Annotated in this window: 15 protein-coding genes; 8 read left to right on the forward strand and 7 right to left on the reverse strand. The window is 61.7% G+C overall.

Annotated elements, in window-relative coordinates; genetic code table 11:
• Window positions 1–107 precede the first annotated feature (107 nt).
• Window positions 108–359 (forward strand): ribbon-helix-helix domain-containing protein, encoded by a 252-nt coding sequence (locus C3Y91_RS06280; protein ID WP_018071003.1) that lies wholly within the window; start codon window positions 108–110, stop codon window positions 357–359.
• Between the two features lie 25 nt (window positions 360–384).
• Window positions 385–666: a type II toxin-antitoxin system RelE/ParE family toxin gene (locus C3Y91_RS06285; protein WP_280763773.1), complete on the forward strand. Its 282-nt coding sequence runs from the start codon at window positions 385–387 to the stop codon at window positions 664–666.
• 70 nt (window positions 667–736) lie between these two features.
• Here C3Y91_RS06285 and C3Y91_RS06290 read toward each other — a convergent pair whose 3' ends face one another.
• Window positions 737–2104, reverse strand: coding sequence for an aspartate aminotransferase family protein (locus tag C3Y91_RS06290; protein WP_130655064.1), 1368 nt, complete (start codon window positions 2102–2104; stop codon window positions 737–739).
• Window positions 2105–2187: 83 nt separating this feature from the next.
• On the opposite strand from C3Y91_RS06290, the gene C3Y91_RS06295 reads away from it, so the two are divergent.
• Window positions 2188–3540: a glutamine synthetase family protein gene (locus tag C3Y91_RS06295; protein WP_168575175.1), complete on the forward strand. Its 1353-nt coding sequence runs from the start codon at window positions 2188–2190 to the stop codon at window positions 3538–3540.
• Between the two features lie 18 nt (window positions 3541–3558).
• Here C3Y91_RS06295 and C3Y91_RS06300 read toward each other — a convergent pair whose 3' ends face one another.
• Complete coding sequence (locus C3Y91_RS06300; RefSeq protein ID WP_130655063.1) at window positions 3559–4503, reverse strand: diacylglycerol/lipid kinase family protein; 945 nt, start codon at window positions 4501–4503, stop codon at window positions 3559–3561.
• A gap of 300 nt (window positions 4504–4803) precedes the next feature.
• Here C3Y91_RS06300 and C3Y91_RS06305 point away from each other — a divergent pair, with 300 nt between their 5' ends.
• Window positions 4804–6048, forward strand: coding sequence for an MFS transporter (locus tag C3Y91_RS06305; RefSeq protein ID WP_130771292.1), 1245 nt, complete (start codon window positions 4804–4806; stop codon window positions 6046–6048).
• On the opposite strand, the gene C3Y91_RS06310 is transcribed toward C3Y91_RS06305, so the two are convergent.
• Window positions 6007–6411: a winged helix-turn-helix transcriptional regulator gene (locus C3Y91_RS06310; protein WP_075225983.1), complete on the reverse strand. Its 405-nt coding sequence runs from the start codon at window positions 6409–6411 to the stop codon at window positions 6007–6009. The two genes, C3Y91_RS06305 and C3Y91_RS06310, sit on opposite strands and share 42 nt — an antisense overlap.
• A gap of 103 nt (window positions 6412–6514) precedes the next feature.
• Between C3Y91_RS06310 and C3Y91_RS06315 the strand changes: the two genes are divergently transcribed.
• Complete coding sequence (locus C3Y91_RS06315) at window positions 6515–7528, forward strand: zinc-binding alcohol dehydrogenase family protein (RefSeq protein ID WP_075225984.1); 1014 nt, start codon at window positions 6515–6517, stop codon at window positions 7526–7528.
• Window positions 7529–7831: 303 nt separating this feature from the next.
• On the forward strand, window positions 7832–9205 hold the full coding sequence (gene mgtE / locus C3Y91_RS06320) for a magnesium transporter (protein ID WP_027685343.1): 1374 nt from the start codon (window positions 7832–7834) through the stop codon (window positions 9203–9205).
• 24 nt (window positions 9206–9229) lie between these two features.
• Here mgtE and C3Y91_RS06325 read toward each other — a convergent pair whose 3' ends face one another.
• A complete protein-coding gene (locus C3Y91_RS06325) occupies window positions 9230–9751 on the reverse strand; it encodes an Lrp/AsnC family transcriptional regulator (protein ID WP_018070994.1) in 522 nt (173 codons plus the stop codon).
• 97 nt (window positions 9752–9848) lie between these two features.
• Here C3Y91_RS06325 and C3Y91_RS06330 point away from each other — a divergent pair, with 97 nt between their 5' ends.
• Window positions 9849–10754, forward strand: a complete 906-nt coding sequence (locus C3Y91_RS06330; RefSeq protein WP_018070993.1) for a DMT family transporter — start codon at window positions 9849–9851, stop codon at window positions 10752–10754.
• Between the two features lie 98 nt (window positions 10755–10852).
• On the opposite strand, the gene C3Y91_RS06335 is transcribed toward C3Y91_RS06330, so the two are convergent.
• The gene (locus C3Y91_RS06335; RefSeq protein ID WP_018070992.1) at window positions 10853–11467 is read right to left on the reverse strand and encodes a L,D-transpeptidase; all 615 of its coding nucleotides are present in this window, start codon (window positions 11465–11467) and stop codon (window positions 10853–10855) included.
• 137 nt (window positions 11468–11604) lie between these two features.
• The gene (locus tag C3Y91_RS06340) at window positions 11605–13269 is read right to left on the reverse strand and encodes an electron transfer flavoprotein-ubiquinone oxidoreductase (protein ID WP_130725844.1); all 1665 of its coding nucleotides are present in this window, start codon (window positions 13267–13269) and stop codon (window positions 11605–11607) included.
• A gap of 252 nt (window positions 13270–13521) precedes the next feature.
• Here C3Y91_RS06340 and C3Y91_RS06345 point away from each other — a divergent pair, with 252 nt between their 5' ends.
• Window positions 13522–14310 (forward strand): SDR family oxidoreductase, encoded by a 789-nt coding sequence (locus C3Y91_RS06345; protein WP_130771290.1) that lies wholly within the window; start codon window positions 13522–13524, stop codon window positions 14308–14310.
• 238 nt (window positions 14311–14548) lie between these two features.
• On the opposite strand, the gene proA is transcribed toward C3Y91_RS06345, so the two are convergent.
• On the reverse strand, window positions 14549–20539 hold the full coding sequence (gene proA / locus C3Y91_RS06355; RefSeq protein ID WP_130681427.1) for an anti-phage protein ProA: 5991 nt from the start codon (window positions 20537–20539) through the stop codon (window positions 14549–14551).
• Window positions 20540–20614: the final 75 nt, after the last annotated feature.

Consider the following 20614-nt stretch of genomic DNA (forward strand, 5'->3'; position numbering starts at 1 on the left):
CTATGCTTGGAGACGACTGGGCCATCGGTTCGTTGGCCTATCCATCTTGATTGAGTATTGTAAAAGTATTGTATTTGTCATATAATCAGAGCAGGGAGTAAATTTACATGGCACGGGCAAAAACCTTTTCCCTTGGCGATACCTATGACGGGATCCTATCGGATCTTGTCCGCAATGGCCGGTTCGGCACCGAAACCGAGGCCGTGCGGGCAGGCATCCGTATGCTCGCCGACCACGAGCTGAAAATACAGGCGCTGCGTAGGGACATTCAGGCGGCGGACGCCGAGATCGAAGCCGGCCTCGGCAAGGAATACGCTACCGGCGCGGATCTCCTCAAAGACGTCATGAACGAAAGCTAGGGCCATCAAACCGAAACGCCTGATTATCGCTCCATCCGCCATTGAGGATCTGCGGAATATTCGGCGCTATATCGCCGAGAGCAGCCCCCACTACGCGCAGGAATTCATGGCCGATCTGACCGCGAAGATCGCCTGGATCGCCGAAGTGGACTTCACCGGATCCCCCCGCGACCACATTGCGGAAGGCCTGCGCGGCCTGCCCTATCGGAACCGCTGCATCTATTACCGCTCCTATCACGACCGCATCGTGGTCCTGCGCGTGAAACACGGTGCCGAAGATATCAAGCCGCAGGATTTTGAACTCTAGGCCCGAAGGCTTTCGCTAGACTGATAGCGGCTTTCCCTATGGCTGGCTCGACGAGCCGGGCAGAGCGCAATCAGGATTTCAGCTCCTTCCAGGCCAAATCCAGCGCCAGCCTGGTAATCCTCGCCATCTCGTCCACCTCGGCGTGGCTGATGACGAGCGGCGGCGAGGCGAGCATGCGGTCGCCGGTGGCGCGCAGCACGAGGCCGTTCGCCAACGCGTGGTTGCGCACCAGCGCACCGACCTCATCGGGCTTGGCATAACGGGTGCGCGTGCTCTTCTCGGCGGCAAGCTGCAGGCCGCCCATAAGGCCGATGCTATCGGCCTCGCCGACCAGATCATGTTCGGCGAGCGCTGCCCAGGCCCTGCCGAAATAGGGACCGATATCGTCGCGCACACGTTCGACCAGTCTTTCCTCCTCGATGATGCGCAGATTTTCCAGTGCGGCGGCAGCGCAGACCGGGTGGCCGGAATAGGTGAAGCCGTGGTTGAAGTCGCCGACATCGTTGATCAGCACATCGGCGATGCGGTCGCTGACGAGCACGCCGCCGATCGGCAGGTAGCCGGAGGAAAGCCCCTTGGCGATCGGCGCCAGATCGGGCTCGACGCCGAAATACTGATGGCCGAACCAGGCGCCCAGCCGGCCGAAACCGCAGATCACCTCGTCGGTCACCAGCAGGATATTGCGCGCCTTGCAGATGCGGTCGATCTCCGGCCAGTAGGTCTCGGGCGGGATGATGACGCCGGCAGCGCCCTGCACCGGCTCGGCAACGAAGGCAGCGACATTCTCCTCCCCGAGTTCGTCGATCTTCACTTCGAGCTCGCGGGCAACCTTAAGACCGAATTCGGCGGGTGAGAGATCGCCGCCCTCGCCGTACCAATAGGGCTGGCCGATATGGACGATGCCCGGGATCGGCAGATCGCCCTGCTCATGCATGTATTTCATGCCGCCGAGGCTGGCGCCGGCGACGGTCGAACCGTGATAGCCGTTCTTCCTCGATATGACGATCTTCTTCGACGGCTTGCCGATGGCGCTCCAATAGACGCGCGCCATGCGGAACCAGGTGTCGTTCGCCTCTGAGCCGGAGCCGGTGAAGAAGATGTGGTTGAACCGCTCCCCGGCATGGGAAGTGACCTTCTGCGCAAGCAGCGTCGCCGGCGTCGAGGTCGTGCCGAAGAAGGTGTTGTAGTAGGGCAGCTCATTCATCTGCCTGGTGGCGGCATCGGCGATCTCCCGGCGGCCATAGCCAATATTGACGCACCAGAGGCCGGCGAAGCCATCGAGATATTTCCTGCCGTGATTGTCGAAGATGTAGACGCCCTCGCCGCGCTGGATGATACGCGCGCCCTCGGCATTCAGCTTCTTCATGTCGGCGAAGGGATGCAGGTGGTGCGCAGCGTCGATCGCAGCAAGATTCGAGGGTGGGTAAGTATCGGGCATGACTGGTAAAAGACCCTCGCGGATTGAAAGGCTGATGTCGATGAGATAGGAGCTTGGCCTTGTCCCGGAGGATTTTCAAGGTCATGGCGAGCGACAGGATGGACGGCAAGGCCGACGGCGGCGATCCGCGCTTCGAGATCCTGATCGTCGGCATGAACGGCGACCTGCGCGGCAAGCAGCTTCCGCCCAGCGCCGAAGACAAGATCTGGGCCGGAGATATCCGCCTGCCGACCTCGACGCAATCGCTCGACATCTGGGGCGACGACAATGACGACATCACCGGCCTGTCGCTGACGATCGGCGATCCTGACGGCAAGGTCGTCCCCGACCGGCGCAGCCTGGCGCCGATGCCCTGGGCGCCCGAAGGCTCGATGCAGGTGCTCGCCACCATGCACGAATTCGACGGCAGCCCGAGCTTCATGGATCCGCGCGCCATCCTCGCTTCGGTGCTGGAGCGGTATGCGGCGCGCGGACTGACGCCCGTCGTCGCGACCGAGCTGGAATTCTACGTGATGTCGGGAGACTGGCGCGAGACCGGACGCCCTTCCCCGCCCGAAAGCCTCACCTATCGCGGCGAGCCGAACGGTTTCCAGCTCTACGACATGAGCGCCGTCGACGCGCTCGATGGCTATTTGCAGACGCTCAGGGCCCATGCGAAGGCGCAGGACCTGCCGGCGGATGCGACAACGGCGGAGTTCGGTCCGGGCCAGTTCGAGGTCAACCTGCTGCACCGCGCGGACGCGCTGGCTGCCGCCGACGATTGCCTCTATCTCAAGCGCATCGCCGAACAGGCGGCGCGCCGGCACGGGTTGAAATCGACCTGCATGGCCAAGCCCTATTCCGAACATGCCGGCTCCGGCCTGCATGTGCATGCGAGCATCATCGACGGACAAGGCCGCAACATCCTCGATGCCAGGGGTGGCGAACCGAAGCTGCTCAAATCGGTGATATCAGGCCTGCTCGACTCCATGCGCGCGGCGCAGCTGATCTTCGCTCCCTTCGCCAATTCCTACCGCCGCTTCCAGCCGGGCTCGTTTGCGCCTGTGGATCTGACATGGGGCAGCGGCCATCGCGGCACCGCGATCCGCATCCCCGACAAGGATGGCCCGGCCGCACGCATCGAACACCGCGTCGCCGGCGCCGACGCCAATCCTTATCTGCTGCTCGCGGCGATCCTCGGCGGCATGCTCACCGGTCTCGACGGCGAACTCGATCCCGGCGAAGAGACGACGCCCTCGCACACGCCTGCGAATACGGCGCGGCTGACGCATGATTTCCTCAGCGCCGTCGACACCTTCCGCACCTCGCCCTTCATCGCCGATATCTTCGGCGCGCGTTATCAGGCGCTCTACGGCGACACCAAGCGCAAGGAAGCGCTCGCATATCTGCGCACCGTTTCGGATTTCGACTACCGCACCTATCTGCCGCGGCTCTGAAATTGCGCGGCGGCCGACTTACGCGGCGGGTTCGCGGCGTTCGCTGGCGTCCACCTGCGCGGCGAGACCCTGCTTGACGAGAACCTTCAATTCGCCCGGATGCAGCCGGATCGAGACGTCGCGTTCGAGCGGCAGCAGCTCGCCGTCCATGACGCAATTGGCCTTGGAGCGCAGTTTCGGGAAATGCAGGTGCACTTCGGCCGGGTGCATCACCATGACATCGGCATTCTCGCGGACCTTGCCGCGCAGCATGTCGATGGCGAGACGGGCGACGCCGAGAGGCTTCAGCGGATTTGCCGTATAGAAGCCGAGTTCGCCGCTTGTCAAATTATCGGCGTAAAGCAGCGCGTTCTCGCCGAAGGGATTGTTGGAGACTGAGATCGCCGACACCCTGCGGCGCTCGCGCATGCCGGCCGCCTCGAACTCGACCTCGAACTCCGGCGGATTGAACACGACTCCCAAAGCCGCCTTCGTGCTCGCCCGTATCTTGCCCAGCCGGGAACGATAGCTGTAGGCGTTGCGGTAGCGCACCATGCGGGCATGCAGGCCGGCGGAAAACTGGTGTATGAAGGGCCGGCCGTTGGCGCTGGCGATATCGACATTGTCGACCTCGCCGGAGGCAAGCACATCAAGCGCCTGCCAGATATCGAGCGGCACACGCAGCGAGCGGGCAAAGAGGTTCATCGTGCCGGCAGGCACAACGCCGAGCGCAATGCCGTTTTTCCAGGCGATCGATGCCGCCGCCGAAATCGTGCCGTCGCCGCCGCCGGCGACGATGCCGTCGATATCATCGCGCTTGGCCGCCCGCTCCATAGCGGGGATGATTTCCTTTCCTGAGAAGACGATGGCGTCGAAATCGTGCCCCGCTTCGCGGAAGGCCGCCTCCGCCCTCTTTTCGTAGGCCAGCATGTCGGTGGTCTTGAAGGTACCGCCGTCGCGATTGAAAAAGCCTACAAGCTTCATGAGAGCTCCCGTCTGTGGCGCGGAAATGCTCCTGCCTTGCCCTTGAGATGGTTGCGATATCGGCGATTTCAAGCGCAGCCGTCTTTCCGGAGAAAGGACAGAAATGCAAAAATTGCAATAGACGTATGCACATAGCAGGACGCTGCACTGCAAAAAATGCACTCGACGGCGGCCGAGAGGTCACGGATAGATGGCGTATTGGAGACCTCGTCTCCACCTCCCGCCATTTCCAACGATCGGCTCGCGGCCGCGCCTGCGCCAGGGGCCATTGCCAAGCAGAAACCGCCTCGAGGAGCTCTCGTGAGTGAGATTGCCGCCAATATTTCAGTCGATAGCCGAAACTCCATTGATAGCCAGGATGAAGAGCTGCCGTCGGCAATGACCGTGGCGCTGGTCCAGCTGGCGCTCGCCTGCGGCGGCTTCGGCATCGGCACCGGCGAATTCGCGATCATGGGGCTGCTGCCCAATGTCGCCGAAAGCTTCTCGGTCACCACGCCGCAGGCCGGTTACGTCATCAGCGCCTATGCGCTCGGCGTCGTCGTCGGCGCACCGGTGATTGCCGTGCTCGCCGCGAAGATGGCGCGCCGCACGCTGCTTTTGATGCTGATGCTGATCTTTGCCGCCGGCAATATATCAAGCGCCATGGCGCCGACCTTCGAAAGCTTCACGCTGCTGCGCTTCGTCAGCGGCCTGCCGCACGGCGCCTATTTCGGCGTCGCAGCCCTTGTCGCCGCCTCGATGGTGCCGGTGCATCGCCGCGCCCGTGCCGTTGGCCGTGTCATGCTCGGCCTGACCGTTGCGACACTTCTCGGCACGCCGTTGACGACATTCTTCGGCCAGTCGCTCGACTGGCAGGTGGCGTTTTTCTCGGTCGGCGTGCTCGGCCTGCTGACGGTGGCGCTGATCTGGTTCTACGTTCCGAAGGACAGGGTTTCCGAAGAGGCGGGCTTCCTGCGCGAACTCGGCGCCTTTCGCCGGCCGCAGGTGTGGCTGACGCTCGGCATCGCCGCTGTCGGTTACGGCGGCATGTTCGCGATGTTCAGCTATATCGCCTCGACGACGACTGAGGTGGCGATGCTGCCGGAAACGGCCGTCCCGATCATGCTGGTCCTCTTCGGCGTCGGCATGAATGCGGGCAATTTCATCGGCTCGTGGCTCGCCGACAAATCGCTGCTCGGCACGATCGGCGGGTCGCTGGTCTATAATATCGTCGTGCTGACCACCTTCTCGCTGACCGCCGCCAATCCCTATATGCTCGGCCTTTGCGTCTTCCTCGTCGGCTGCGGTTTTGCCGCCGGTCCGGCGCTGCAGACGCGGCTGATGGATGTCGCCGCCGATGCGCAGACGCTTGCTGCCGCTTCCAACCATTCCGCCTTCAACATCGCCAATGCGATCGGCGCCTGGCTCGGCGGCCTCGTCATCGCCGGGGGCTACGGTTTTGCGGCGACCGGCTACGTCGGTGCAGCGCTATCCTTTCTCGGCCTCTTCGTCTTTGCAGCCTCGCTACGCCTCGAGCGCCGCGACCGGGGCGCGCAGGCCGTCTGAGGCCAGGCGCAGCTCGCGGCCTTCCGGGCTGCAGAAGACATAATCGTCACCCCAGGCGGCCAACGCCTGGATGACAGGCTTCAGCGTCATGCCGAGCGGCGTCATTGCATATTCGACCCTTGGCGGCACGACCGGATAGACGGTGCGTGATACCAGACCGCATTCTTCCAGTTCACGCAGTTGCTTGGTCAGCATGCGCTGGGTCACGGCCGGCAGCTTACGCCGCAACTCATTGAAGCGCAGCGTTCCTTCCATCAGATGAAAGAGGATGACGCCCTTCCACTTCCCGTCGAGGTAAGTCAGCGTCGCTTCGACCGGGCAGCCGGGGAAATTCTTGACGAGCTTGGCGCGCGGCAATGACATTTTACAGTATCCTTTTGGGTACTACGTACAGAATTTGTGCATTCTTGCGTTGTCAGAATATAGTGCGCATCTAGCTTCCGTGCAACGAACACAGGAGTTTCCCATGCGCGCCGTCGCCTACAAAACGCCCCAGCCGATTTCCGCCGAGACCTCGCTGATCGATGTCGAGCTGCCGATTCCGGAGGCCAAGGGCCACGATCTGCTCGTCGAAATCAAAGCCGTTTCGGTCAATCCCGTCGACGTGAAGGTGCGCGCCCATTCCGCGCCGCCCGCGGGCGAGTTCAAGGTCCTCGGCTGGGATGCCGCCGGCATCGTCAAGGCTATCGGCGCTGATGTCACCCTGTTCAAACCCGGCGACGAGGTGTTCTATTCCGGCGTCATCAGCCGCCCGGGCAGCAATGCAGAATTTCATCTCGTCGACGAGCGCATCGTCGGCGCCAAACCGAAGAGCCTCGATTTCGCTGCTGCGGCCGCCCTGCCGCTGACCTCGATCACGGCCTACGAAGCACTGTTCGACCGGCTGAAGGTACAGGACGCCGTTTCGGGAGCGGGACGCTCCATCCTGATCATCGGCGGGGCTGGCGGCGTCGGCTCGATCACCATCCAGATCGCCCGGGCATTGACCGACCTGACCGTGATCGCCACGGCCTCGCGGCCGGAAACGCAGGACTGGGTGAAGGAACTCGGCGCGCATCACGTCGTCGACCATTCCAAACCGATCGCGCCTGAGGTAGCAGCGCTCGGCATCGGCGCGCCGGGGTTTATATTCTCGACCACCAATACCGACAGCCATATCGGCGACATCGTCGAAGCGATCGCGCCACAGGGCCGCTTCGCATTGATCGACGATCCGAAGACGCTTGACATCGTGCCCTTCAAGCGCAAGGCCGTCTCCGTTCATTGGGAACTGATGTTCACCCGCCCGCTCTACGGCACCCCTGACATGATCGAGCAGCACAAGCTGCTGAACAGGGTTTCCGAACTCGTCGACGCCGGAAAGATCCGCACGACGCTTTCAGAGATCGTCGGGCCGATCAATGCGGCGAACCTCAAGACGGCGCATGCGATGGTCGAAAGCGGCAGGATGAAGGGCAAGGCGGTGCTTGCAGGGTTCTGAGATCGCAGCCGGCGGGGCGGCTGTTTCCCGTAAGGTCGCATACCCACCTGGAATGCCGCATCGCAGGGTGCGACATTCTGGCGTTAAGCATTTACCCCGCTTGACTTTTTCCGCGTCCGGGACCACCTAGCATTCACGTGGATGACACTCGTCAGCCACGGATTTCAACGGAGCCATCATAACGATGCCAAGCGACAGTAGCAGTCGATTGCCTTTGCCGTACGCGACCCTCGTGCGCTGACCGACTCCTGTCGGCTCGCCCGATCGGACGCTACGGCGGATCGACGGAAAGGCGAGCCTCAAATGAATATCAATCGCTTCCCTCTTCGGGCAGGCCATGCCGCCCGTGCCTTCATCAACAACAGCCGCGGCGCAACGATCGCCGAACGCGTCGAAGCGTTGAACGCGCTGAGCGTCCAGGACGCCGGGCGTGTGCTATGCGGCATGCCGTTGGACTATGCAGTCAACATTCTCGACCGGCCGGAGCTTCGCAACGCCGCACAGATTCTTGCACTGATCAGCGCCGAGGACGCCGCACGGCTGCTGCACGGCATGTCCAACGACCGCGTCGCCGACGTGCTGCTTGAACTCGACGGCGAGACCCGCGCCCGGCTGTTCTCCAGCCTCGACGAACCGGTGCGCATCGCGATCCAGCACCTGATGGGCTATCCGCCGCGCACGGCCGGCGGCATCATGACGACGGAGTTCGTCAGCGTGCCTGACAGCTGGACCGTCGCCCGCACACTTGACCATGTGCGCCAGGTCGAACGCTCGCGCGAGACCGTCTACGCCATCTATGTGCTCGACGAGGTCAGCCATGCGCTGCTGCATGTGGTGACGCTGCGTCGCCTCATCACCGGCGAGCCGGACGCTTCGATCCTCTCTGTGGCACAGAAGGGCGCGCCGGTTTCGGCGGATCCGCTGATGAAGCAGGAGGATGTCGCCCGGCTGATCCGCAAGCACGACCTGCTCGCCCTGCCCGTCACCGACGAACATGGCCAGATGCTCGGCATCGTCACCGTCGATGACGTGATCGACACGATGATTGCAGACACGACGGAAGCGGCCCAGAGGTTCGGCGGCATGGAGGCGCTCGGCCAGCCCTACATGAAGATCAGCTTTGCCGGCATGATCCGCAAGCGCGCCGGCTGGCTCGCTGCGCTGTTCCTCGGCGAGATGCTGACGGCAAGCGCCATGCAGCATTTCGAAGGCGAGCTGGAAAAGGCCGTGGTGCTGACACTGTTCATCCCGTTGATCATGAGCTCGGGCGGCAATTCCGGTTCGCAGGCGACCTCGCTGATCATCCGGGCGCTGGCGCTCGGCGAGCTGAAGCTTTCGGACTGGTGGAAAGTGCTCTTGCGCGAACTGCCGACCGGCGTCGTGCTCGGCGCGATCCTCGGCCTGGTCGGCTTCATCCGCATCGTCTTCTGGCAGTCGGCCGGGCTCTACGATTACGGCCCGCACTGGCAGATGGTCGCCGTCACGGTGTTTGCCGCCCTGATCGGGATCGTCACCTTCGGCTCGATCTGCGGTTCGATGCTGCCCTTCGTGCTGCAGAAGCTCCGGCTCGATCCGGCCAGCGCATCAGCCCCCTTCGTCGCCACGCTGGTCGATGTCACCGGGCTCGTCATCTACTTCTCGGTGGCGCTGCTCATCCTCAGCGGGACGCTGCTCTAACCCGCAAGCAAGCCCCGAGGGGAATTATTTTCCCTCGGGCAACTTCAACGGCCCATGCGTCTTCATGCTGCGGATGGCGAAGTTCGAGCGGATGTCGCTGACATTCGGCAGGGTCAATAGCGTTTCCGTCAGAAGCCGTTCGTAGGCGGCGAGATCCTCCACCACCACTTCGGCGAGGAAATCGGCCGTGCCTGAAATCAGGAAGCAGGAGACGATCTCGGGGATGGCGAGCAACGCCTTCTGCTGCGCCTCGGAATTTTCGCGGCTGTGCTGGACGACCTTGAATTCGACGAAGACGGTCAGGCCGAGACCGACCTCCTTGCGGTCGATATCCGCCGTGTAACCGCGGATGATCCCGGACCGTTCGAGATTGCGGATGCGGCGCAGGCAGGGCGACGGCGAAAGATTCACCTTCTCGGCAATCTCGACATTGGTAGCCCGCGCATCCTCCTGCAGGCACTTCAGTATGGCGATATCAAATTTATCGAGATTTGGCATTTTCGCGATCCCCATCGGCATCAATTGGCAGAAGATTGCGCATAGCATGCTTTTTGAGCTAGAGATAGCAAGGACATGCCTTGGCCTCTGGCGCTAATCTTTTCCTCAACCGGACAGGCTCCGGACGGAGGAAAGGATTAAAACGATGACCACCATTGCTTTCACGAACGACAAGTCGCCGTCGCAGGTACTGGGTTATGCCGGCGGCACTATTACCGTGCTGATTTGGGCGACATGGTTTCTTGTCACCCGCCACAGCGCCGCAACGCCCCTCGGCTCGATCGATATCGGGCTGATCCGCTTCGGAATTCCGGCGCTGGTGCTTTCGCCTGTCTGGCTGAAGACGGGACTGCTGCCGAAGGGCCTGCCGCTTCACCTTCTGGCGATCATGGTGTTCGGTTCGGGCGCCGTCTTCTTCCTGCTGACCACGCTGGCAATCCATTCCACACCGGCGGCCTCTTCGGGGATTCTGCTCGGCGGCTCGATGCCGCTCGCCGCGGCGCTGATCGGGATTGCGCTGTTTCGCGAAAGACCTGACGGCACACGCATCGCCGGGCTTATCGCAATCGTTGCCGGCGTGCTGATCCTGCTCACGCGCAGCCTTGCAGACGCCTCGCTGCCATGGACGAGCTTCGTGCTGCTGCCGGCCGGCGCCATTCTCTGGGCAAGCTATACGCATGCCTTCCGCCGCTCCGGTCTGACCGCCGTACAGGCAAGCGCCCTGATCGCCGTCTGGTCTTTCCTGATCATGGGCGCGCTTGCCCTCACCTTCGGCATCTCGCTGCCAGAGGCTACTCTCCCGGAGATCGGCCTGCAGGTGCTAAGCCAGGGCGTTCTTTCCGGCCTCGTCGCCATGGTCGCCTACGGCACCGCCGTCAGAACACTCGGCGGAACACAGGCTGCCGCCTTCACGGCGCTGACGCCGGTTCTCGCTACGCTTGGCGGCGGCTTGTTGCTTGGCGAAGCAATCGGCATGACGGAAATCAGCGCCGCCGTGATCACCGGCATCGGCGTGGCGCTGTCAACGGGTATCGCCACGCCACGCCGCTGAAATCCAACAGCAACAGCAGATCGAAAGCCGCCTGCAGCCATCGCTGCGGCGGCTTTTTCAATGGAGAGGGCGTCGTTACCGAGCTTGGAACGGACACGTCAGGCCTGGATGACGACGACCCTGGCGCCGACTTCGACGCGGCTATAGAGGTCGATCACATCGTGGTTCATCATGCGGACACAGCCGCTCGACATGGCAAGACCGATCGATTGAGGCTGGTTGGTGCCATGAATGCGAAAATGCGTGTCGTTGCCGCCGCGATAGAGATACATCGCCCGCGCACCGAGTGGGTTGTTCGGGCCGCCCGGCATGCCGCCGGCAAGCTTGCGATAGCGCTCTTCGCGGCGCTGCATGTTTTCCGTCGGCGTCCAATTTGGCCACTCGGCCTTGCGGCCGATATAGGCGTTACCAGCAAATGCCAGCCCCTCGCGGCCGACACCGACGCCATAACGCATCGCCCTGTTATCACCGAGGACGTAATAGGCGCGACGCGCAGGCGTGTCGACGACCACGGTGCCGGCAGGATGCGTGGTTTCGTAGGCCACCTCCTGGCGGCGGAGCTCCGGCTTGATCTTGTCGATCGGCACCTGCCTCAACGGGAATTTTTCATCCGGAAGTGCGGCGTAATTCGTCTGGCTGTTCAGGCCGGTCGAAGAGCAGCCGGCCACGAAAAGCGGGAGAGCGATCAGGAAGCCCCGGCGCGAGATCGTCATGAATGTGTCCTTAGTGCGTCAACACGATGTCGCAAGCTAAGGAAATTATGGTTAACGAACGGCTAACAGCCTCCAGCAGGAGGCGATCACGAAGTCGTCAGCGCGTGGAAATTGTCGGCCGCGACGATAAATCCGCCTCACATATTCGGGTAGACCGGCCCCTCGCCGCCCTGCGGCGGCACCCAGTTGATGTTCTGGTTGGGGTCCTTGATGTCGCAGGTCTTGCAGTGCACGCAGTTCTGGGCGTTGATGACGAAGACGTCCTTGCCGTCCTTCTCAACCCATTCATAAACGCCGGCCGGACAGTAGCGCGTCGACGGGCCGGCATAGATGTCGTGTTCCGAACTCTTCTGCAGCGCCATGTCCTTGACCTGCAGATGCACCGGCTGGTCTTCCTCGTGATTGGTGTTCGACAGGAACACCGAGGACAGGCGATCGAAGGTCAAGACGCCATCGGGTTTCGGATAGGCGATCGGCTTGTGCTGCGAGGCCGGCTCCAGGCTCTGGGCATCGGTCTTGCCGTGCTTCAGCGTGCCGAAGAAGGAGAAACCGAGGAGCTGGTTCGTCCACATGTCGAGCCCGCCGAGCGCCACGCCGAGCGCGGTACCGAACTTCGACCACAGCGGCTTGACGTTGCGCACACGCTTCAGGTCGCGGCCGATGTCGCCCTTGCGCCATTCATTCTCGATCTCGATCACGTCGTCATGGCTGCGGCCGGCGGTAATCGCCTCGGCGATCTTCTCGGCCGCCAGCATGCCCGACAGCACCGCATTGTGGCTGCCCTTGATGCGCGGCACGTTGACGAGACCGGCCGAACAGCCGATCAGCGCGCCGCCGGGGAAGGAAAGCTTCGGCACCGACTGGTAGCCGCCCTCGGTGATGGCACGCGCCCCATAGGACAGCCGCTTGCCGCCCTCGAAAGTGGTGCGGATCGCCGGATGCGTCTTGAAGCGCTGGAATTCCTCGAAGGGATAGAGATAGGGGTTCTTGTAATTGAGGTGGACAACGAAGCCGACGGCCACCAGATTGTCTTCCAGGTGATAGAGGAAGGAGCCGCCGCCGGTCTTCATGCCGAGCGGCCAGCCGAAGGAGTGCTGCACCAGGCCCGGCCTGTGGTTCTCGGGCTTGACCTGCCAGAGCTCCTTGATGCCGATGCCGAATTTCTGCGGTTCACGATCCTTCGAAAGGTCAAACTTGGCGATCAGCTGCTTGGCGAGCGAGCCGCGCACGCCCTCGCCGATCAGCACGTACTTGCCGAGCAGTTCCATGCCGCGGGTATAGTTCGGGCCGGGCTCGCCGTTCTTCTCGATGCCCATGTCGCCGGTGGCGACACCGATGACGGCGCCTTCGTCATTGTAGAGCACTTCGGTTGCGGCAAAGCCCGGATAGATCTCGACGCCGAGTTCTTCGGCCTTGGTCGCCAGCCAGCGACAGACGAGCCCAAGCGAGACGATGTAGTTGCCGTGGTTGTTCATCAGGGGCGGCATCAGCACATTGGGCAGGCGAACAGAGCCGGCCGGACCGAGCAGCAGGAAGTGATCGGCGGTGACTTTGGTCTTAAACGGATGATCGGCCTCGTCGCGCCAGCCGGGCAGCAGCCGATCAATGCCGATCGGATCGACGACGGCGCCAGAGAGGATATGCGCGCCGACTTCCGCGCCCTTCTCCAGCACGACGACGGAGAGCTCCGGATTGACCTGCTTCAACCGGATCGCCGCCGCAAGACCGGCAGGACCGGCGCCGACGATCACCACGTCGAATTCCATGCTCTCGCGTTCTGGCAGCTCAGTCGTCTCGGTCATTCACTCGTCTCCGCTTGGCGGCACGCGGCCGTCATCCCCGTCATGGCACTTTCTTGTCAAAACGAGAAAGCATTGTCGAGCCGGGATACGACAGCCAATCTTCCAATTCGCACAATGATGACGCCTCGTGCGGCAGAATTACATAACGCTTACGTCAACGTCAATTATCAAACGCTGCCGAACCGGTCACATCCCCTTTCCTTTTCCGCCGCTTGCGCCTTATACATCGCTCAAAGCTATCGGAGGACAATCATGGATCTCGGCATCAAGGGCAAACGGGCACTCGTCCTCGCCTCCTCGCGCGGCCTCGGCCTCGGCATCGCCGTGGCGCTGGCGCGGGAGGGCGCAAACGTGCTGCTCTGCGGGCGCAGCGGCGAACAGCTGGAGGCCAATTGCAAGGCGATCAATGGTGAAGGCAACGGCCGGGCCGACTGGATCTGGGCCGATCTCGGGGACGAACGCTTCGTCGAGATGACGACGACGGCGGTGAAGGAGAGGTTCGGCGGGCTCGATATCCTCGTCAACAATACCGGCGGACCAACGCCCGGCACGACTGAGGACATGACGGGCGAAAAGCTCGAAAGCTATTTCCTCTCCATGGTCGCGCGGGTGATCACGCTCACCAATGCGCTGCTGCCCGGCATGAAGGCGCAGGGCTGGGGCCGCATCCTCACGGTTGCCTCATCCGGCGTGATCGAACCGATCGCCAACCTGGCGCTGTCGAATACGCTGCGCCCGGCCCTTGCCGGCTGGAGCAAGACGCTTGCCTCCGAAGTGGCGGGCTTCGGCGTCACCACCAACCTGCTCTTGCCCGGCAGCATCCTGACGGCGCGGCTCGACGATCTCGACGGCGCTGCGGCAAAGCGGACCGGCAAGAGCCTCGAGGAGATCCGTACCGACAAGGAGGCGCGCATTCCGGTCGGCCGCTATGGCAAGGTCGAGGAATTTGCCGCAACGGCTGCCTTCCTATGCAGCCAACCGGCAAGTTATATCACCGGCTCGCTCATCCGCTGCGACGGCGGCGCGGCGCGGTCCGTCTGACGGCTCTGCGCCCAACCTGTGATTCTACGGCTGCCAATTCGTCATCCGGATGATGTCTCCGCCAAGCTTTTGTAACCCGCGCAAGCAGGATCGTAGTCGCGCCCTGCTCGCGCGTGCTGAGCGAGCAAGGTGATAACGGCGTGTCTTGCTTCGCGCAGCCGACTGGGCAAGTTGCCGGAGAAAGTACCGAAACGCTTGCCGAGATGGAGGCCGCCTGAATGGATAAAGCGGAACATGACTACGCGAGTGACTGAGTGGTTGAAATACGCTGGAGCGCCCTCGCAATTGCTTCGTCCAGCCGTGAACGCGAAACAGCGGCGAGGCGCTCGACGCCAAGAAGACGAGCCAGATCTCGCGCCGGATCTGGCTGATCCAACAAGTCGGGATTGTCTAGCACCACGAAGGCGAGTTCTGCGAGCGGAATATCGGCGATCGACCTGCGTGCATCCTCGCTGGCTGGCTGCCGGTACGGAATGATTTCTGAAACGGTTCCCACCTTCCAGACAAACTCGCCGCTCGATTCTTCGGTCGTGTCGAGACCACGTAAATGAAGGTCGATCCTCTCTCGGATTCGTCCGCCGGTACGCAGCCAGCCGTGGGTGCGAGATAGCCGTTGAGCAAGGATGTCTGTGCGTAGCGGGCTTTCGGTTTCGATGATCACTTCGATCATACCTCGAAGGGTATCGCGATAGCCGAATTCGAAGAACTGATCGGGATCGGCTTGGAAGCCGGACAGATCGGTTACACGGTATCGCCGCTCATCCGAGGCTTCGTCGCCAACCGAAGCGGGAGGCGGTTGCGTTTCCGCCGCCTCGGAAACGCTGAACATTGCCGGCGTCTCCACAGAAACGAGTTCGGTCTCGACCATCTCTGGAGGCGGCATAACCTGCTCGACAGAAGCGGCGGCTTCGTCGCGAATTTCGTCGATACCCTCCACCTCGTGTCCCATGTCCCAATGGGTCGCAGTTTCCTCCATTTCCGCGGCGCGGCGGGCCCTGCTTTCCTCCAACAAGCTTTCAAGGCTGGCGTGAAGCCGTTCGACGCAGCCTGCTGCATCAAACCACCAATCAGTCGACCAGACGCGGAGGATGCTCCAGCCGAGGCCCCTCAATACCTGCTCGCGGACCTTGTCGCGGTCTCTTGCTGTGGCCGATCCGTGATAGGTGGCGCCATCGCACTCCACGCCCGCCAGATAGGCACCAGCCAGATCGGGATGACGGATACCGAAGTCGATCCGGAAGCCGGAAATCCCGACCTGCGGCACGATTCTCCAGCCGCGGCGCTCCAATTGCGCAGCGACGGCCTCTTCGAAGGGGGAATCAAAACCGCCGACAGACCCGATGTCTTGCGCCGGCAGGGCGATTGCGCCACGCTCGGCATAGTCGAGGAACGTCTTTAGATGTTGCACGGCGAGCGCCTTGGTTCGGGTCGGATCGATCTGGTCAGCCGTGAAACCTGAGAAGACGATGAGTTCCTGCCGCGCACGCGTCACAGCGACGTTGAGGCGCCGCTCGCCACCGTCGCGGTTGAGCGCGCCGAAATCCATCGTCAGCTTGCCGGCGGCGTCCTTCCAGAACGTGATCGAAAAAAGGATGACATCCCGCTCATCGCCCTGCACGTTCTCCAGGTTCTTGACGATCGTCGACTCGACGCGTTCCTCGGCGAAGAACCATTCGAGCTCCGGATCGTCTCGGCGCGCGGCATCGAGAAGATCCAGAATCAGCGACTGCTGCTGCGCGTTGAAGGTAATCACGCCGAGCGTCGGGCGATCTTTTTCAGGCAGTTTCAACCACCCCTTCATTCGGGAAACGGCTTCCTTCGCGACAGTCTCCGCCTCGATTCGATTTGTTCGGCTCTTGCCGCGATCGTAAACACCAATGGGTACCTTGCGCAGATGCACAGCGCGGTCTTCGACGGCCGGCGATGGAAATGTCACCAGGCGGTTCTGATAGTAGTGATGATTGGAGAAGGCGATCAGAGATTCGCTTCGGCTGCGGTAATGCCATCGCAGATCGCGGATTGGAATGCCGGCCGCTTTTGTCTCATCGAGAATGCTCTCCAGATCCTTCTCATGATCGGCGACCTCCTCCTCTTCCTCGTTGCGTCCGAAGAAGTTCGTCGGCGGCAATTGCTTCGGATCGCCGACGATGATGGTCTGGCGCGCCCGCGCGATGGCGCCAACGGCGTCCCAAGTTGTGATCTGCGACGCCTCATCGAAGATCACAACGTCAAACAGCGCCTGGTTGGGCGGAAGATACTGTGCGATAGAGAGCGGCGACATAAGCATGCAGGGTGCGAGCTTGGAAAAGCTCTGTGGCATCTTGCCGATCATGTCTCGTATCGACTGGCTCGGCCGCTGCAACTCCATCTGGTAGCGCAGCAGCCCGAGTTCCGAATTGCGTGGTACGCTCTGCACGGGCGGCAAGCCGTGGGCGATCACGCTGATGACACGCTGGGTAGCGTGCGATCGTACGAGATCGTCGATCTCACGGAATTCACTAATGGCGTTTTCGTGCTGGAAACGCCGAAAATTCCGCAGAACAGGATCGGCGTCGAGAACCTTCGGGAGCCACCACTTGGCATAACCGAGGCGAAACGCAGCTCGCGCTTCCTTGGGTCGGATCGTCCCATTCTCAATCTGCTCGACTAGTGAGGATAGGTTAGACGCCATTGCCCGGTTTCTGATCTGGCACCAGGTCGACCAATCTCGAAGTAGATGCCGCGCCTTCACGAGAGCATCAAGTTTCTCTTTTAGCGTCGTGAGATCGGGTGTGTCCCTCCCCGCTAGGTTATCTCGCCCGGCAGCCTCGCTGAAGCGCTGCCGCGCAGTCTGCAAGCCTCCGATTGCGGCGAGAAGTCTATCTCCGGCCTGCCGGACCCCGTCGTTTTCCACCGTCGCGCGTAGGCACGGGGCAACGATACGAAGCACCGATCGTATCTCCTCCTGATCCCGCCCCGGAATGGGCATGGTGGCGCGAAACCCCCGTGCGAGTTCGAGAATTTCCGCGACGGCTCCGATATCGGTCGCCAGACCGTCCACCGGCAGAGGTTTTCCGGCCAAGGGGCTCTGATCGACTGCCGCCAGGCAATCCTTCATGCGGCGCAGTAGCGGGAGATCCCGTTCAGGTTCCGCGGTGCCTTGATCGGCATAGCTTTGCAGCAGCTTCTGAATCTTGCGTTTGCCGAGCATCGCGTTGGGCCAGAACGATGCGTTCGCCTCCCGCCATTGGCGGTCTAGCACTTCCGGTTCGAGGTCGCGGACGGCGGAAGCGCCATAGGATGCCGCAAGTCCCCGCTCTGCTTCGCGATAGGCCTCTATGGAACGTCCAAGACTTTCCAGCGTTTCGGCGCATCGCGCGAAATCCCGATCGTACGCTATCGTAATGTCGCGACCTCGGCATTTCTGCAGTGCTCCTGCAAGAGCTGCCAGTGCTTGGAGTTCGGTTTGTGACGACCGTTCCTGCGGCTTTAGGCCAAGGCTCGCGAGATATCCGTCGACTGAGCCCGTTAACAAATCGATCGCATTCTGCAACGATTGTGCCGCCGCCAGCAACCCGTCCTGCCAGCCGGAACTCCATTCGCCAGCACTGATGAGTTCCAGCGCCGGCTGCCGCTCGACGGATGCGAAGACGAGGCCGAGTTCGGCAGCAAGGTCTTCAAGATCGCGCAGCGTCTGCGCGTCGTGAGCGTCCCGTTCCAGCCATGACAAGGCTGGTGCCGGATCCTCCGCAGCCTTGAGAGCGATTCCCAGCGCCAGATAGGGCGTCCATCCGTTCGGGTAACGCTTGTGCAAGGACTCGACGTAGGCATTGAGCTCATCACGACGCAATCGAAGGCGCTCGTTGATCGCGACCCATTCGGACGCATCGGTTCGGCCGCCATGCTCCCAGGCTGCCTTGAGCTGTCCAAGGAAATGCCGGCGATCAGCCTTGTTCGAGTGCAATTCGATGCAGTGCTCTCCGAGGCCATGCGCACGCAACCGGCGATAGACGACGTCGAGCGCGGCCGTCTTTTCAGCAACGAACAGAACCGTCTTTCCCACCGCAAGGCAGTTGGCGATCATGTTGGCGATGGTCTGACTCTTGCCCGTACCAGGCGGTCCGACGATGACGAAATCTCGCCCTTCGGCAGCCGCGAGGCTGGCAGCTGTTTGCGATGAATCTGAAGGAAGAAGGCAGATGATGTCCGCTGGCGCGTAAGCATGATCGAGCTCACGCTCGTCGCGGAACGTCGATTGTCCGCCGCCTTCCTGGAAAGCTTCCTCCGGCGTATCGATCAGGTGGCGGACCACCCTGTTCTCGCGAAGCGCTTCGGTGCGCTCGACCAGATCCTTCCACATGAGAAATTTCGCAAAGGAGAAAGTCGACAATGCTGTCTCGTCCACAACCTCCATGCCGGGAACGTCGCGGATCGCCTGCCGCATCATGGCGAGAAGACGTGGCACATCTACCCCATTGTCATCGAGCGGCAAATCGCTGCCGAATTGAGGAAGCGTCAGGTCGAAATCTCGCTCTAGGAATTGCAGAAGGGTCGCATTGAATCGCGGCTCGTCCTCATGGAAGCGGATCGTGAAGCGTGAACTGGCGCTGCGGCGCTCAAGCTTGACCGGAACCAATAGAAGCGGCGCTCGATAGCTACGCTCGTCTTCCGGCTTCTTCTTCCAACGAAGGAAGCCCACGGCGAGAAAAAGTGTGTTCGCTCCGCCCTCGGCAAAATCATTGCGAACCTGTCTGTACAGGTCGATCAACCGAGCATCGAGCTGGCGCGCGTCGAGTGGCGAGGGTAGCTCATCCCTAAGTAGAGCTTCGGCCGCGAAGCCGCGCTGGAGGTCATGGCCGTGTACATCACGATAGAGCGCTGCGTCCCGTTCGCCGAGCGGGTTCTGTTCAGGCAACGATATGATCCGAATTGCGGCGCCATTCGCGAGCCGGTCTTCGAGATAGGCCACATCAGTGCAAAGGTACGGAATCGTCTTCTTCGAATCTGGAAAATTGAGGAGTCGGTTGCGAAGGGTCAGATCGAGGAGCTTCTTCTGCCATCGATCGATGCGTCCGGCAGCGCTGGTCGGCTTCACCTCGATGATTTCAGTCGGCAGCTCGCCAAAGTTGGGAGCTGAGGGAAGCGGCAAGTCCACGGCGGGCGCTGCTACGTCGTCGAGGATATTGCGCCGGATCGGTTCGTGCGAGGCGAGCGGCATAATTCCACCGCTTCGCGAGCGTCTGACATCGATCGCCGCGACGAAAGCGCGGGCTTCTTCCTCCCCCAGACGGCCGTCTAGGGCGCTTTGCGCGCTTTCCAATGTCATGGCAGGGCGATGCGTCACGCCGGCGGTTTCAAAGACAATCAACTCGCGCGATGCGAGGGCCTTGCGGACTTCCATCTGATCCGTCTCAATCGGATGGGCGAAGGTCCTCTTCGCCAGCCACACGCCAGCTGCCGCATGCCCATCGAACATTAAGATGACTGGGTGCAATCCGGCGGCTTCCAGCCCGGCGGCAAAAAGAAGGGTGGTATCGAGACAGGTTGCCAGCCGCTCTTCGGTGATCGTGCTCGGACGCCGGATCTTCTGGCCGCGGCTCTCGAAGCTCGCAGGCGGCTCAGCGTAGTGCAACCCGATCCCGGCAATAGCCGAATAGACAGCTGCGGCCAGCATATAGGCTCGCTGGGGATTTTGCGACTGGTAGCCATCCAACCCGCTTGGATGACCATGCGCAGCAAGTCGTTCCGCTGCCATTCGCAGGATCTGGGCCACACCTGGATCATTCGGCATCACAAAGGCTGGCAGCAGTTGCGCCATATCGGCGACACCGCCCCATTCATCCCGCGCAAGTAGTCTGACGGGAAGGCGTTGCTCGTCTAGGATCTCTCCTCCCGAGGATAGGCGCAGCGTGATCTCGCCGCGTTCCGCCTCGTTGAGGCCCGCGAGATAGCCGGCGTCGAACTCGACTTTCCGGTCGATCAAAGGAAGCCTGTCGCCTGGTATTAGCCGATCAACTATCCACAACTTCGGCCGTAGGAACGAAGGCGACGATATCAATTCGATTCGGCAGTTCTCAATGTGCTTATCGGTGTTATTCTCAATCAGAATTGATCGGATGACCGGTACGGCATTTTGGTAGGACGCATAGGTGAAACTGGCGGCAACATCGGCAATAATGGTAGGATTCTTAAATTTGTTGCAAACGTCAGCCTCTTGTTTTTCCGTAATATTACTTTCTGAAACCTGCATTGGCTTGTCCCCCTCACGGGAGATTAGCGCTGTTTTTCAACTTTAAGAAGACCTTTACTGGTGGTGAAGATTCGT

Origin of the sequence: Rhizobium ruizarguesonis, assembly GCF_012349115.1 — a bacterium.
GTDB classification, from domain to species: domain Bacteria; phylum Pseudomonadota; class Alphaproteobacteria; order Rhizobiales; family Rhizobiaceae; genus Rhizobium; species Rhizobium ruizarguesonis.

Excerpts from the sequence above, each read along its gene's own strand:
- C3Y91_RS06330 (WP_018070993.1), top strand. The coding sequence starts at position 9,849 with ATGACCACCATTGCTTTCACGAACGACAAGTCGCCGTCGCAGGTACTG.
- C3Y91_RS06300 (WP_130655063.1), bottom strand. The coding sequence starts at position 4,503 with ATGAAGCTTGTAGGCTTTTTCAATCGCGACGGCGGTACCTTCAAGACC.
- C3Y91_RS06335 (WP_018070992.1), bottom strand. The coding sequence starts at position 11,467 with ATGACGATCTCGCGCCGGGGCTTCCTGATCGCTCTCCCGCTTTTCGTG.
- C3Y91_RS06280 (WP_018071003.1), top strand. The coding sequence starts at position 108 with ATGGCACGGGCAAAAACCTTTTCCCTTGGCGATACCTATGACGGGATC.
- mgtE (WP_027685343.1), top strand. The coding sequence starts at position 7,832 with ATGAATATCAATCGCTTCCCTCTTCGGGCAGGCCATGCCGCCCGTGCC.
- C3Y91_RS06290 (WP_130655064.1), bottom strand. The coding sequence starts at position 2,104 with ATGCCCGATACTTACCCACCCTCGAATCTTGCTGCGATCGACGCTGCG.
- C3Y91_RS06345 (WP_130771290.1), top strand. The coding sequence starts at position 13,522 with ATGGATCTCGGCATCAAGGGCAAACGGGCACTCGTCCTCGCCTCCTCG.
- C3Y91_RS06315 (WP_075225984.1), top strand. The coding sequence starts at position 6,515 with ATGCGCGCCGTCGCCTACAAAACGCCCCAGCCGATTTCCGCCGAGACC.
- C3Y91_RS06340 (WP_130725844.1), bottom strand. The coding sequence starts at position 13,269 with ATGACCGAGACGACTGAGCTGCCAGAACGCGAGAGCATGGAATTCGAC.
- proA (WP_130681427.1), bottom strand. The coding sequence starts at position 20,539 with ATGCAGGTTTCAGAAAGTAATATTACGGAAAAACAAGAGGCTGACGTT.
- C3Y91_RS06295 (WP_168575175.1), top strand. The coding sequence starts at position 2,188 with ATGGCGAGCGACAGGATGGACGGCAAGGCCGACGGCGGCGATCCGCGC.
- C3Y91_RS06310 (WP_075225983.1), bottom strand. The coding sequence starts at position 6,411 with ATGTCATTGCCGCGCGCCAAGCTCGTCAAGAATTTCCCCGGCTGCCCG.
- C3Y91_RS06325 (WP_018070994.1), bottom strand. The coding sequence starts at position 9,751 with ATGCTATGCGCAATCTTCTGCCAATTGATGCCGATGGGGATCGCGAAA.